Origin of the sequence: Plantactinospora sp. WMMC1484, assembly GCF_049315195.1 — a bacterium.
Lineage (GTDB): Bacteria > Actinomycetota > Actinomycetes > Mycobacteriales > Micromonosporaceae > Plantactinospora.
Window position 1 is genome coordinate 6579087 of record NZ_CP186055.1, and the last position, 13864, is coordinate 6592950.

11 protein-coding genes are annotated in these 13864 nt (G+C 65.6%); 7 read left to right on the forward strand and 4 right to left on the reverse strand.

Annotation, left to right across the window (positions count from 1 at the left end; genetic code table 11):
* Positions 1-20 precede the first annotated feature (20 nt).
* Both ACN28C_RS28215 and ACN28C_RS28220 read right to left on the reverse strand, forming a co-directional pair.
* Positions 21-2102, reverse strand: coding sequence for a GNAT family N-acetyltransferase (locus tag ACN28C_RS28215; protein ID WP_422770551.1), 2082 nt, complete (start codon positions 2100-2102; stop codon positions 21-23).
* Positions 2099-2614, reverse strand: coding sequence for a DUF402 domain-containing protein (locus ACN28C_RS28220; protein ID WP_422770552.1), 516 nt, complete (start codon positions 2612-2614; stop codon positions 2099-2101). The genes ACN28C_RS28215 and ACN28C_RS28220 overlap by 4 nt, the downstream gene beginning before the upstream one ends.
* 713 nt (positions 2615-3327) lie before the next feature.
* Between ACN28C_RS28220 and ACN28C_RS28225 the strand changes: the two genes are divergently transcribed.
* The 7 genes from ACN28C_RS28225 to ACN28C_RS28255 all read left to right on the forward strand — a co-directional run bounded on the left by ACN28C_RS28225 (position 3328) and on the right by ACN28C_RS28255 (position 10015).
* The gene (locus ACN28C_RS28225; protein ID WP_422770553.1) at positions 3328-4737 is read left to right on the forward strand and encodes a phosphatase PAP2 family protein; all 1410 of its coding nucleotides are present in this window, start codon (positions 3328-3330) and stop codon (positions 4735-4737) included.
* A gap of 421 nt (positions 4738-5158) precedes the next feature.
* Positions 5159-6142, forward strand: coding sequence for a GNAT family N-acetyltransferase (locus ACN28C_RS28230; protein ID WP_422770554.1), 984 nt, complete (start codon positions 5159-5161; stop codon positions 6140-6142).
* Positions 6143-6539: 397 nt separating this feature from the next.
* Positions 6540-7235 carry a dTMP kinase gene (gene tmk / locus ACN28C_RS28235; RefSeq protein ID WP_422770555.1) on the forward strand — a complete coding sequence of 232 codons (696 nt, stop codon included), beginning with the start codon at positions 6540-6542 and terminating at the stop codon, positions 7233-7235.
* A gap of 14 nt (positions 7236-7249) precedes the next feature.
* The gene (locus ACN28C_RS28240; protein WP_422770556.1) at positions 7250-8056 is read left to right on the forward strand and encodes an endonuclease/exonuclease/phosphatase family protein; all 807 of its coding nucleotides are present in this window, start codon (positions 7250-7252) and stop codon (positions 8054-8056) included.
* A gap of 58 nt (positions 8057-8114) precedes the next feature.
* The gene (locus ACN28C_RS28245; RefSeq protein ID WP_422770557.1) at positions 8115-8762 is read left to right on the forward strand and encodes a hypothetical protein; all 648 of its coding nucleotides are present in this window, start codon (positions 8115-8117) and stop codon (positions 8760-8762) included.
* 57 nt (positions 8763-8819) lie between these two features.
* Positions 8820-9122 carry a transposase gene (locus ACN28C_RS28250; protein ID WP_018735371.1) on the forward strand — a complete coding sequence of 101 codons (303 nt, stop codon included), beginning with the start codon at positions 8820-8822 and terminating at the stop codon, positions 9120-9122.
* Positions 9119-10015: an IS3 family transposase gene (locus ACN28C_RS28255; protein ID WP_422768992.1), complete on the forward strand. Its 897-nt coding sequence runs from the start codon at positions 9119-9121 to the stop codon at positions 10013-10015. The genes ACN28C_RS28250 and ACN28C_RS28255 overlap by 4 nt, the downstream gene beginning before the upstream one ends.
* 578 nt (positions 10016-10593) lie before the next feature.
* On the opposite strand, the gene ACN28C_RS28260 is transcribed toward ACN28C_RS28255, so the two are convergent.
* Both ACN28C_RS28260 and ACN28C_RS28265 read right to left on the reverse strand, forming a co-directional pair.
* Positions 10594-12144, reverse strand: coding sequence for a hypothetical protein (locus tag ACN28C_RS28260; RefSeq protein ID WP_422770558.1), 1551 nt, complete (start codon positions 12142-12144; stop codon positions 10594-10596).
* Between the two features lie 51 nt (positions 12145-12195).
* Positions 12196-13851 (reverse strand): hypothetical protein, encoded by a 1656-nt coding sequence (locus tag ACN28C_RS28265; RefSeq protein WP_422770559.1) that lies wholly within the window; start codon positions 13849-13851, stop codon positions 12196-12198.
* Between the last annotated feature and the right edge of the window lie 13 nt (positions 13852-13864).

Here is a 13864-nt window from a genome sequence, read left to right on the forward strand (position 1 = left end):
TGGCGGTGCGAACGGGACTGTCATGCCTCGCGGACCCAACGCACGCGGTCGTCGACCCAGCCCGCCGTCGCCAGGTTGGCCCGCAACCCGGACACCCCAGGACTGCGCAACGCCACCTCGCTCTCCAACGCCGCGACGTCATACCGCAGGAGAGCATTTTCCAACGCCTCTGACAGGGCACGGGCCAGTCCTCGCCCGTGTGCGTCGGGAACCACGAACACGTCCACGACGAACCCGCACCTCCCGGCCCGGTACCGGTCCGGTGCCAGGACCGCGTACGCATGCCCGAGCAACCGGCCGGCCTCCTCGACCACCAGGCAGACCGCCCCGTCCCGGGTGACGTCGGCGAAGCGGTCCCGCACCCACTCGGACACGTCCACCGCGGGCGACCGTCCGAACAGACCACGGCCGACCGCCGTGCCGAGGCACTCGCAGACGAACGGCGCATCTGCGGCCGTGGCGGGGCGTACGCCCGGACTGGCCGTGTCGGACGCCGTGACCGGTCTGCGTACCACGACCACCTCCGGGCGGAACCCGTGCTCGCGCAGCGGGTCGGCGAGGTGTTCGGCGGTCCCCCGGTCCGGCACGGTCACCTGCACCGGAAGGTCGTCCGGCACGAGCTCGAGCAGCTCCGCGACGGCCCCGGGGCAGTCCGGATCGCCCCACAGTCCCTCGATGCGGCGGTCCCACGCGAGGGTCAGCGGATGCCGGCAGTCCACCACTCGTCCGGCCGCGACGAGCTGTCCCTCGCGGCGGATCCCCATGGTGCCGTCCGCGCCGCCGTCGGCGACGATGGTCTCCTCGACGTACGTGGCGCCGTGCGCCCGGTCGACCCCACCCGGCGGGGCCGCGCTGGCGAGCTGCTCGGTCAGGACCTCCTGCCAGTACCGCAGCTCGGGTGTGGTGAGCGGCGCCCCGGGCGGGGCCGGCTGGCAACCGGTGAAGATGTCGTCCACCTCCTGTGCTCGTGCGGTGGGCCGGATCCGGGCCCGGAACCCCGGCAGCGAGGCGACGGTAGCGCCGCCGCTGCCCCGGACGGGCCCGTCGACAGGGTGCGGGGGGTAGCCGTAGACGGGCAGGCCCAGGTGGTACCAGACACGGCTCGGCAAGTGCTCGACGGCGGCCAGCGCGAGTCGCGGTGCGCCGGTGACGACCCGTCGGTACATCCGGTCGGTGACGGCCAGCCCGGCCCGCCGCAGTCCCGTCCGCCGCCGGGCGGTCCCGGCCAACCAGCGCAGCCGGTCGGCCTCTTCGGACAGCCCGGTAAGGCTTGCGAGGCCGGCCAGCCGGTTGAGCCCGGCGCCGATCCGGTGGGTGTCGACCTGGCCACGCAGCCAGTCCCAGTCCGGCCGTTGCCGCGCCACGACGATGTAGTCCAGCAGGTCGCGCCCGATCGGGTCGTCCCGCTCCATCAGCTCGACCGCCAGAATCAGCGCCAGTGTCGAGCCGGCGAACACCGGCACGGCCTGCCCTGCGACGGTGACGGTGCGGCGCTGTGCCCACCCTGACTGTCCGATTGCGACACAGGCCGTCCGGTCGATCGCCGGCCCGCCCACGGTCAGATCCAGATACATCGGGTGTTCGAGGTCGGCCCGGGTCTTGTTGAGCGCCACCCCGAGCCAGTTGCCGCCTGCGGCGGGGTCGCGTCGGCACACGATCGGGCGGGCGACCACGTAACCGTCCTCGCCCAACACCCTGAGTGCCGGTCGGACCTCGGCGACCGTCGGTACGACGAGGTCGACGTCGTTCGCCTCGCGCGGCCATCCTCGCGGGTAGCAGGCCGCCAGGGCAGGGCCACGCAGCACGGCGAAGGGTACCCCGTGGGCGTGCAGTAGCCGGCTGACCGAGGCCAACTCGTCGGCGAGGACGGCGGCTCGCCGTCGCTGGCGTGTTGCCTCGGCCATGGCCACGTCGTCGAGTCCACCTCGCGCCGCACGAGCCCACAAATAGGGCGCCGCCACCTTGTGCCGTCGCTGGATCGGCAGATCGGTCTCCGGCAACATCTCGGCGATCGCGACCGGATCCGCCGGCTGGTCCGAGGGGCACTCGCGCAACGCGTTGGCGAGCGCCGTGACCAGTGGGCCGGCGGTGGTTTCGGTCATGGCCGTGGCACCGGGGGATAATGGTGGTCTGCGGCGAAGTGGCGTCGGATCTGCGGCGGCGGAAACGGGGCACCGCGATGCAGATAGCTCTCCACGAACCGCTGCGCGTGCAGCAGGGCGCCCGCGACGCGAGTCGGGTCGAGGCGCTCCGAGACGAGCGCCTGCGCCAGTTCGTCCAGGTCGATCATCCGGTACGTGGGGCCCATTCCCTCGACCACGATGTCCACGTACGCGTCGGTGACGTGGTAGACGGGGTCGGCCGCATCGCCGCGGGTGTCGATCTCCACCACGTCGACGTACCATTCGCCGACCCAGCCGAACGGCTCGTAGACGAGCTGGACGCCCTCGTCGAGCAGCCAGAAGTAACGACGCGGGCCAGCGTGGCGGTGGTATAGCTGGTCCCGGATCAGTACCCTGTCCACCCGCGTCGCGGGCACCGGCCGCCACTCACTGACACCGAACGCGACAGCCGAGGCGACGGCGGTCGCCGTCGTGTCTTGCGCGTTGAACACGCCCACCCCGCCCCCGTAAGACATGGAGGTAGTTCGATGCAATCGAGCATACAAGCCGGCTGCTCAGCGGGCTAGCGATCTTTGGTCGCCAGATTCTCCGCACCTGTCGGGCGATCGGTGCCGATCCCGCCGCGCGGGTCGACGCCGCCCCCCGCTGCACCTCGTCCGACGCCCTCGTCGCCCTCGGCTCACGCCCGCGAAGCGACCCGACACCGCCTCCACCAAACCCGCCCGAGGAAATCTCCCGCACGACGTCAACCATCGCTCGGACCCGCCCCAGGGATCACCGTAAATGATCATGTGCTCCGGGACCTGTCCGAATGGGGTTCGGGCAGGTCAGGTCATGTCCCTTGAGCGCCGTTGACATCCGTTCGACGCCGTTCACCCCCGCCCACCGCACCCCATGATCGAATTCATCAGGCGGGGCAGCCCGGGGGGACCACACCAGCGACGACCCGATTACCCGGCGAACGTTGCGGAATGCGCCCCCACCCACGCGGATCACCGCGCCCGCTCGGAACTCCGGATCGAACTGCCGTCTCGTCTCAGCCATGAACCGCTGTCCCCCGAGCCTTGGCCTTCACGCTACGAGGGGAATGGTGGTACCGCGGTACCACTTCCCCGTCGCCGCACGTCCATTAATCGTCGTCTCAGATTCGCTCGGTACGAACTCGGCATCGGATAAGCGATGTAGCTCGTACTGGAGGCTGTTGATGGCGGTCAACGCAGCGCCGGCCGAGGAAGCGCCGCCCGGTCAGGTGGCCGGCCGGTGGGTGCCGCTGCTGGTGGTCGTCGCCATCGGACTCGGGTTCGGGCTGCTGCTGTTCCTCGTCCGGCTGCACCTGGAGCCGGTGATGAACGTCGACCGCGGTGTCGCCCGGGAGCTCAACGAGGTCGTGTCGCCCCGGTCGTATCTGGTGAACGCGCTCAACGAGATAACCCGGCTGGGTGGGCGGCCGGTCATGCTCTGGCTGGTCGGCGTCGCCGCGCTGCTTCTGCTGATGCTCCCGCGGGTCCGCCTCGCGGTCTACCTGCTGGCCACGACCGCCGGCGCGCTGCTGCTCGACCCGTCGGTGAAGTCGCTGGTCGGCCGGGCGCGCCCGGTGGTCGAGGCACCGGTGGCGGCCGCGACCGGCAACAGCTTCCCGAGCGGGCACGCGCTCGGGTCGATGGTCGTCTACGGCGCGCTGCTGCTGGTGTTCCTGCCCGCGGTGCGCTACCGCAAGCTGTTCACCACCGCCGTCACGCTGATCGTGGTCGCCATCGGGGTGACCCGGATCGCGCTCGGCGTACACTACCTGACCGACGTGCTGGCCGGCTGGCTGCTCGGCGCGCTGTGGCTGAGCGTCACCGCGTACGCGTTCCGGCTGTGGCGGCGCGAGGCGGGGCATCCGGTGGCGCCGCTCGACCGGTGCCTGGCACCGGATGCCGCCGAGGTGATCAAACCAGCGCCGGACTCCACCCGCCCGATCCCGCACCGGTGGGTCAAGGCCACCGAGATCCTGACCGGCTGGGTGTTCACGTTCGGCATCCTGTACGTCGTCGGTTACCTGTTGAAGAACCAGACCGAGGGCACCTGGCTGGGACGTTTCGACGACGGCGTGGTCCGGTGGCTGCAGACATTGCGCACCCCCACCCTGGACGACGTGAGCTGGGTGTGGAGCAAAGCCGGCGACACCCACGCCATCCTGGCCATCTCGCTGGTGTTCTGCCCGATCGCGCTGGCCGTGTGGCGACAGTGGCGACCGGTGGTGTTCGTGGTGCTCACCATGATCGGCGAGCTCACCCTGTTCCTGTGCACCGCGGCCGCCGTCCAGCGGGACCGCTCGCCGGTGCCGCAGCTCGACAACCCGATGCCCACGTCGTCGTTCCCGTCCGGGCACATCGCCGCGACGATGTGCATCTGGGTGGCGATCGCGGTCCTGATCATGGGCCGGGTGAACAGCCGGTGGCGCTGGCTCGCCGTGATGCTCGCGGTCATCATGCCTGCCGGTGTCGCGCTGTCCCGGATGTACCGCGGCATGCACCACCCGACCGATCTGCTCGGCGCCGCGATCCTGACCGCGCTCTGGGTCGGCCTGCTGTGGTGGGTGCTACGACCCAACGCGCGCGGCGCCGGCTGAGGTGCATGGGTGACCCTGCGTCCCGTCACCTGGAACATCAAGACCGGCGGGACCGACCCGGGCGCGGCGACCGGCTCGGCTGGGGCGGCGGCATACGTACATGGCCTTCTCGGCCATGCGTATGCGCAGCCGCCACTCGTACCCCATCTTCTTGGTCACTTGTCGTCCCAGAGGTCGTTGTGGCGGCAGCGCAACGCCCGTTGCACCAGCCGGTTGCGGTACTCGTCGGATACCCCCCTCTGGCGACGTCGGATATCACAACTGTCGGAATGGGTAGGTCGTGTGGGGCCGTGTCACTGGGCGGACCCGCGACGGTCCGTCGCTGATTGGTCGATCACTGATTGGTCGATCACCAGGATCAGGGTGCGTACGTCGTCATTTCTCGGTGGCGCCCCTGCGCGCCGCTTGCCATCATGCGTCCGTGATCGATGATCCTCTCCTTGACCGCGCGCGGCGGCTTTGGACCGGCCTGGCCGGGGCGCCGGTCGCGTTCAAGGATGCGGCGATCGACGTGACAGTCTCTCCCCGGTCATTGCTGTGCCCGCCAGGTTGGGTGGGCGTCGTCGGTCTCGGAAGCGCGGCGATCGGGACCGCGCCTGATGGCGACACTGCCGAGATCGTGCGGGGTGGTCTGAGTGGTCTCCCGTTGACCGCCATGACTGACCCTGCGGTGGTCGATGGCAGGTTGCCTGTCGTCGAGATTCTGGGGCCGGCGAGCTTGGCTTACTGCGATGTGGCCGGTTTCCGCCCGGTCGGGTTCGGCCTGGTGGAGATGGTCCCGGCGGGCCCGGCCGAGCTGGGAGTTCTGCTGGCTTCGGTGCCGGCTGAAGACGCCGGCGAGTCGGGCCTGGCCGAGGTCACCTCACCGATGTTCGTCGTGCGTGCTGGGTCGGAGGTCATTGCGGCGGCGGGCTATCGAACGTGGCCGAGCAGCACCGCCCATGTCAGCGTGTTGACCCTTCCGACCGAGCGCGGGCGAGGGTATGCGCGCATGGTCGCCGCCGCAGCCGTCAGTCATGCACTGGATGGTGGTTTGTTACCTCAGTGGCGGGCCCGCCCGGAAGCGTCACGTCGAGTAGCCCGTGCGCTTGGGTTCCGTGAGCTGGGATCGCAGCTGAGCATCCGTCTCCTGCCTGCCGGCGCGGGCCCGTCCGGGGGATCTACAGCCACGTCAGCGCCGTCGTCGAGCAACGTCTCGTGGACGGCCTACAGGCCCGGTGGGAGCAACACGCTCCCCGAACCCGACCCGACGGCGCGTGACAACATTTCCGACCAGGAAGTGCGCAGCCGTGGAGCGGACAATCGGTTAACGGAAGTGGTCACCGCCGGGGACCGGGCCCGCTCCCCGAATGCTCCCCACGTAAGGGCCAGGATCGGAAACGGCCCGTTACCGAAGATCCGATAACGAGCCGTTCGACCTGCTTATATGACTGGTGGAGCTACTGCGTCGTTACTCGAACCGGCGTGATCTCCTGGAACCGCTGGTAGACGTGCTGCGGCGCGTCGAACAGAACGATCAGACCAACGAACCGGGCCTCGGTGAACCTCACAGAAGCGGTGACAACCGGCGCGTCCTGAGCGATGAGGACGTTACCGAGCTGGTTGCTGCGTACCTCGACGGGGCGGCAGTACAGGACTTGGTTGTGCGGTACGACCGGAGCCTGAGCAGCATCAGGCGGATACTTCGGGCAAACGGGGCAAGGCGCTACAAGAGGCGTGACACATAAGGCGCGAGACCAGGCTGCCACGCGCGGGCGGCCTGGTTCATGCTGTCTACCAACGTAAGCAAGGAACAACTACATATGGAACAGATCAATCAACCGAGAGGAGACAAGAACGAAATCACGACGCACGATGAGCCGGTCATCTACGACGCCACCGAGATCGGTGCCAGCATGAGCGGCATGTTCGTCGCCATCGAGGGGCCGAACGGTGTTGGCAAGACCACCGTCGCTACCCTGCTGGCTACGCGCCTGCGGGAACGGTACGACGTACCGGTGTATCTGACCACCGAGCCGTCGAACACGCCACTTGGGCGGCTCCTGCGCTCCTCGGAGGCGGTGCTGACCGGGCGGGCGCTCGCGCTGGCGATTGCCGCCGACCGCTACGCGCACCTCGACACGGAAGTAGTGCCCCTGCTGGACGACGGGCATCACGTCGTCAGCGACCGGTACGTGCAGTCTTCCCTTGTCCTGCAACGGGTTGACGGCCTGAGTCTGTCGGAGATATGGCGGTACAACGCCTACGTGCTGCCGCCCACCGTCACGTTCTACCTCGAAGACGAGCCGGACGTGATCCGGGAACGGCTCACCTCGCGGGCCGAGCTGTCCCGCCTGGAGCTGACCGGCTCTCCCGGCCGCGAGCTGACACTGTACCGCGAAGCAATGGACTTCCTGCGGCGGCACGACTGGGAACAGGTCACGGTCGATTGCCGTGGCAGGACGCCTGAGCGGATCGTCGCCGATATCCTCAAGCGGCTCGACAAGTACCAGAACTGACAGGTGGAGACGCTGTGCTCTCGATCCTGACCGTGAACATCGGAGCGGCCTCGCGCGAGCGGGCCGAGGCGATGCTGCGCTGGCTGGTAGCTCGACCAGAAGACGTGTTCATCCTGACGGAGACAAGCGGTGGCACAGGCACGGCGTACCTACTCGACCGGTTCCTGCAGGCGGGGTACGTCGTGGTGCACACCCCGGACGCCAACGGCGACCGGGGAACGGCGATCGTGAGCCGCATAGCGGTGTCCGAGCCGTTGTCCGCCCGGTTCGCGAGCGTCACCATCCCTGGCCGGGTGGCAGCCGCGGTGCTCGACACCGAGCCGACGACGGCCGTTCTTGGAGTGTACGTGCCGTCGCGTGACCGGAGCGCGGACAAGACCGAGAAGAAGCAGGCGTTCGTCGGCTCGCTGCTGGGAGCGCTTGACGAGCTGCCGCCCGAGCTGCGCGACTGGCTGGTGCTCGGCGGCGACTACAACGTCATTGCTCGCACGCACACGCCCCTGCATCCGGGCTTCCTGCCCTTCGAGTTCGGCTTGCTTGACGCCCTGGAGGCTCACGGCCTGGTCGACGCGCACGAACGGTGCTCGCCCGGCGAGCAGGCGTATTCGTGGATCGGGCGCACCGGAGACGGCTACCGGTACGACTACCTCCACGTCGGCCGGGAGCTGGCCGGACGTATCACGGGTTGCGCTTACCTGCATGAGACGCGCGAACAACGGCTAACCGACCACGCGGCCGTCACGCTGAAGCTGGGCGTGGACAAGGTGAAGCTGCTGACAACGGGCAACCCGGCCGAGGAAGAAGCGGCGACGCTGTTCTAGAAGCCGGTTACGGCGCGTCACGAAGGCGGCTCACGTCCAGAGTGGGAGACTGCCCGGCGTGAACCGCCCATCCCTCCTGCGATACATGCCTCGGTGGCTCGTAGAAGCCCTTGTCACCGCTACAGCCTTCTTCCTGGCCTACCGGCCGCTTCAGGGTCGCCCGGAAGCGCTGTCCCTTGCCCTGACCGCCATGGCCGCAGTTGGCTACACCGCCCTGACCTTCGAGCTAATGCTGCTGGGTCGCCGACAGGTACTCACGCTCACGGAGCAGGTGGCGACGCAGCGAGAGGAGCTGGAGCAAAACCAGGCCGCGCTGGAACGGCAACGGGAGGAAGCCGCGCGGCAGGCCGAGCACGCCGAGGAGGCGCGTGGCGCAGCCCAGCGTACGTTCTTGGAGAGCGTGTACGCCAGGTACGACGCATCAGCGCCGCAGGTCTCGATTTCCGTGCAGGGCGGGCAGCTTCACCGACATCTCGAAGACACGGACGGCAAGATCATTCACGCCCTGCCCGCTTACGTCGAGCAAGACGACTTCGACAACCTGAAGCTGTTCGTGATCGTGTCGATCGACTTCTACAACTTCGGCCCGAACGCCGTTCTTGTGACAAACCGTAGGCCGACGAGTGGCCGCTTCACCGATAGCAGCGACAACCCGTGGCCGGACGTTTGGCTCCTCAAGCCGTCTTATGGGCCTGACCCGGTTTGACGGACATCCGAGATCAGGGGGCTGTGGGCCCTCGGGAGGATGTTCATCATGGAAGGCATGGGTAAGAAGCCACGCCGGCCGCGCAGGGCGTTCACGCCGGAGTTCAAGGCGGAGATCGTGGAGGTGTGTCGGCGGGGTGACCGTACGGTCGGTCAGGTCGCGAAGGACTTCGACCTGACCGAGACGGCGGTCCGGGACTGGGTCAAACAGGCCGACCTCGACGCCGGGACCCGTACCGACGGGCTGGCCAGCGCGGAGCGCGAGGAGTTGGCGCGGTTGCGGCAGGAGAACCGTCGGCTGCGTGAGGACGTGGACATCCTCAAACGGGCCACGGCTTTCTTCGCGAAGGAGACCCGGTGAACGTGTACCCGTTCATCGAGGCGGAGAAGGCGCAGCAGGGCAACGTGAAGCGTGCCTGTGAGCTGTTGAAGGTCTCCCGGTCCGCCTACTACCAGCACCGTGCCGCCGGCCCGTCGCCCCGCCAGCGGGTCGACACCGAGCTGGCCGAACGGGTCGCGCAGGTGTATGACGCTTCGGCCGGCACCTACGGCTCCCCACGGATACATGCCGAACTCCGCGCCCAGGGCCGGCGGCACTCCCGCAAACGGATCGCCCGGCTGATGCGCACGGCGGGTCTGTGCGGTCGGACACCGAAGCGGTGGCGCACCACCACCGTGCCCGACCCGGCGGCAACCCCGCGCCCGGACCTGGTCGGCCGGGACTTCACCACCAGCCCCGCCGACGTCGACACCCGATGGTGCGGCGACATCACGTACATCAACACCTGGGAGGGCTGGCTGTACCTGGCCACCGTCATCGACCTGGCTACCCGCCGGGTCATCGGCTGGGCCACCGCCGACCACCTCCGCACCGACCTGCCCGCCCAAGCCCTGTCCAACGCCATCACGTCACGACGACCGACCGGGCCGGTGATCTTCCACAGCGACCGCGGCTGTCAATATACGAGCGGCCAGTACGCCCACCTCGCGAAGCGGCACAACGTCCAACTCTCAGCCGGACGCAAGGGGCAGTGCTGGGACAACGCCGTCGCCGAATCGTTCTTCGCCACCATCAAAACCGAGCTACTCGACCGGCGGGCCTGGCCCACCCGGGCCGCCGCCCGCACGGCGATCTTCGACTGGATCGAGGGCTGGTACAACACCCGCCGCCGGCACTCCACCCTCGGCTACCTCAGCCCCGCCGCCTACGAGGCCACCGCCTATACCAGCAGACCACTCGGCAAGCTAGCGTGAGATCAACTTATCGACCCTGTCCGTCGAATCGGGTCAAGTCCAGTGGTGAACGTGGGAACCGACCGGCGTCCGCCGATTCCCGTCCGTCCAGGCCGGGGCTGCGCAGGTGTGTTGCCGCTGATGGGCGGCCGGTTGGGGCGGAGGCCTCGTAGTAGTCGCGGGCGTGACGACCCGCCGCCGGGGGATCTACAGCCACGTCAGCGCCGTCGTCGAGCAACGTCTCGTGGACGGCCTACAGGCCCGGTGGGAGCAACACGCTCCCCGAACCCGACCCGACGGCGCGTGACAACATTTCCGACCAGGAAGTGCGCAGCCGTGGAGCGGACAATCGGTTAACGGAAGTGGTCACCGGGGAGCGGGCCCGCTCCCCGAATGTTCCCCACGTAAGGGCCAGGATCGGAAACGGCCCGTTACCGAAGATCCGATAACGAGCCGTTCGACCTGCTTATATAGCTGGTGGCCCTTACCCAGCACAGACTGAACAAAACGATCATCAAGTACCTACGGACCAAAGGCAGCCTGCGCTGAGTCGCGCTGTCCGATTAGGCGCACCCCATCGGGGGTCTTGCGAACCCGGACTACGAGACTCGACGACTCCTGGGCCAGGCGCCGGGCTGGAACGACATCAGCGTTTGAGCTGTTACACCCTGACAGCAGAACTTCCATTTGAGCCCACTACCACAGCCACATGCCCGATATGGGCCAGATTGGTACCCCGTCGGTGGCGATACATCGAACTCTGCTACTTCATCGAACAGAAGAAGCCCAGGCGATACACGGATATTCATAGATGGTTGGTCATCAATCATCCATGGAGGACTTGCCGGTACACTGCCCGGTTGTGCAGTCGCTCGGCGCAATTCGCTCGATACGGATCTCTGGTGTCTGTAAAGCTTCGTCCAGACCGAAAGCGGGTCGCGCGTGCCACCAAGTCGTACCCTGTCGGCAATAACGCCAATCGTTTCGCGGGCAGCACTGCTCCAGCCAAGTTGACCCGTATAGCTGTCAAAAAGTAAGCGCGCACCTATCGAAATAGCACCTGAGGCCAAACCAACCCCTAGCCTGCTGAGGAAGCCGCGCTTTGCTTCTTGCTCTGCTCTGTCCAATACTGGCCGCAGAACGGCTTCTTCGGTTTGAGCGAGGTGGCGAACGTAGCTGTCATCTGCTTGGAATCCTGGCACAGACCGGTACACCTCGAACAGCTTGGCTCGAAACTCGCTGAAGGTGTCGTCATTGCGTACATCAGTAACGATTCGGGGAGTGAGGCCCTGAAATATTGGTAGCTCGGAGTGAAGCAGCGCGTTGGCCACCCTTTGGTGCTCACTCTCGGAGAGCAACGTGTCAAGCCCTTGCTCGCAGAGGTACTGCTCGTAAGCCCAAGGCGCGGCGTACTCTGCGCCATAGCCCCGCGCCAGAAGCCACTCTCTGGAAAAATGAAGCAGGGAGGATTTGATCGCACGCCGAAGTTGGGCTTCCCTTTCCCCGCCTGCGAACACGAACATTCCGCGTACCCGATCGTCTACTGCAAGGTCAGCGGGATGGAATCGACCGGTGATTTCATCGACCTTTGGCGCTAGACGTTCGTAAAGAAGATCTCGAACCTGATCAACAGCTTCCCGGTTGCGTGCAACAAATGTTTCGCTCGGAACAAGGATGAGTGCGCCAGACTCGATGAGTGGACGAAGTGCCTGGAGCGCGGGGATGACGTTCGCTAGGAAACCCCGCGTGCCGACAACATTTGGTTCACCCTGGCTATTGAGGAAACCGGGCCGACCAGCCATCACATGGTCATTGAGATACCTGTCTGGCGAGAACCAGTCGGAAATTGGATCCTTCGCGATAACCTGCCCGCAGTACAGTAGTGACGATAGGACAAGCTCGCCTTGATCCGCGAAAAAAAAGTTGGCAGAAGGCCAGCCGCCGATGTAAATGGGAAAATTTCCCGCCTCGGCTCGCGGTGGCTCATAGGAGGCAGCGAAGCGCTGTACCTCTTCACCGAGGTGCCAGAGTGCACGTCCCGACAGCCTGTCAACGACGGACGCGCCGGACGCGCTGAGATAGTTGTCCAGGACGTCAAGGATAGTAGCCAATTCCCATGTGCTCCAAATTAGGTCATATTTCAAACTCATTATAGACTACATACGCCACCACGACAGCGTTCAATGGCAGCAGCACTTCCATTACTCTGGCTCGTCCGCCCCCAGGGCGTCCAAGACGGATTCGACCGGGTCTGCAGGGAGGAAGTGTGTGCTCAGCGCGTCCACCAGGTCAATCGCTGAGCGCAGCATCCCATCGAACGCGGCCTGGTGACCGTCCTCCTCGACCCGGAAGTGCCGAGCAGCCTTCTCGTACGCCGCGCCCTTCACATGCGCAGGTCCGCTACGAAGCGCTTGCAGATTGCGCAAGAACTCCAGCCGCGTGCCCGCGGGGTGAAAGCCCTCGGTCGCGAGGAATTTCTCAAATTTGGCGATCCCTTTGTCGCCATCGGCTACCTCGGTACGTTGCGCTAGCTCGGCTTCGTTGAGCCTCTCGATCAGAACCTTGGCAAGTGCCATGGTCTGGTTGTCAAAGTCAGCCTGGTTGCCTTCGCTCGGTATATGCAACGTCCCCAAATAATGTGCGTCGGCAGCCTTGAGAGGCTTATACAGATCCCAGTCGAAAGCTTCTGACCATCGCGTTCGGAACCGCTCATAGCGCAGCTTAAACAGCAGATCGGACGCCTCGGGGTTTAGCCACTGCCCGAGAAAGCTGCGGCCGAAGTATGTATCGCTTATCTTGCCGTCTGGCGGAATGTTGAAGCTACGCCAGTACAGCTGTTCCTTGTGCGGCATGTGGCCGAGGTCGCCGAGGAACACCGTCACGTACTGCGAGTGGTTGTTGTCGATCCGGACACTCCAGAGTCCGCCGCAAGCGATATGGCTGTCCTCCACCGAGTAGCGGCGAGCATCGCCGTAATATTTGTTGAGAACGTCCCGGCGAAAGAACACCGGAGTTAGAAACTGAGGCGCGGATGGATTCTTGCCGAAGAAGTTGCTAAGCTTTTCCTCGTCACAGGTAAAGAGAACATCGTTGCCGTCTTCGTCGAGTCCGATGATGAAATCTTCATATCTGCGCTCGGTCGTCCAAGGAGTGCGTCGACGTTTGGGGTTTCCGCGGATGACCTTCTTTCCGCGAAGGCGGGCGAATGTCTTGTACGAGGTCATCCAATCGCAGGAGTCGACGAAGTAGCGGTGGACGTAGTCGTCTGTCGTCGCCGTCCGTTCGATCCTCTCGATACCAAGTTCGGCCCTGCTCTTGGCGGTATAACGGTCGAACTCGAAGAAGAGCACCAAGCACATATCCCGCGCTGTTAGGTACTCTTTGATTGACCCAAGGCGCGCCTGCACCCTCCTGCCATCAATGCGGACCACCGGAATTTCGTCACCGGCCTCATCAAATGCGAACAGGTTGCCCGTCTTCTTGTCTTCGTAGAGGTTGTGGAAGTGGCGGAACTCCTCGGACATTTCAAAGTACGGTTCGCGCATACCGGAGAAGTCCCGTGAGTAGACAAAGGGCTCAACGGGCTGCTCGCTCATGCGGCGATACTGGTAGGCGTCGTCCCCGTACTCAACAGAGGTTCCGCCCATCGCCCCTATACGAAGATCCCAGTCCAGCTCGGATAGTGATTCGGAGAGATGGTCTGGCGAAACCAGTGCACAGAACCGCGCGTTCTTAGTTCCTGGCCCGTCGTCAATCTCGTAAAGAGTGATCCAGGCTTCCGTCCCCATGCGATCCTCGACATACTGGCGAAGGTCGACAAAGGTCAGGTATTTCTCATCATCAAGTCTGGGGTCCACGCTACCGCTCGAT

Excerpts from the sequence above, each read along its gene's own strand:
- ACN28C_RS28215 (WP_422770551.1), bottom strand. The coding sequence starts at position 2,102 with ATGACCGAAACCACCGCCGGCCCACTGGTCACGGCGCTCGCCAACGCG.
- ACN28C_RS28225 (WP_422770553.1), top strand. The coding sequence starts at position 3,328 with ATGGCGGTCAACGCAGCGCCGGCCGAGGAAGCGCCGCCCGGTCAGGTG.
- tmk (WP_422770555.1), top strand. The coding sequence starts at position 6,540 with ATGGAACAGATCAATCAACCGAGAGGAGACAAGAACGAAATCACGACG.
- ACN28C_RS28250 (WP_018735371.1), top strand. The coding sequence starts at position 8,820 with ATGGGTAAGAAGCCACGCCGGCCGCGCAGGGCGTTCACGCCGGAGTTC.
- ACN28C_RS28260 (WP_422770558.1), bottom strand. The coding sequence starts at position 12,144 with ATGAGTTTGAAATATGACCTAATTTGGAGCACATGGGAATTGGCTACT.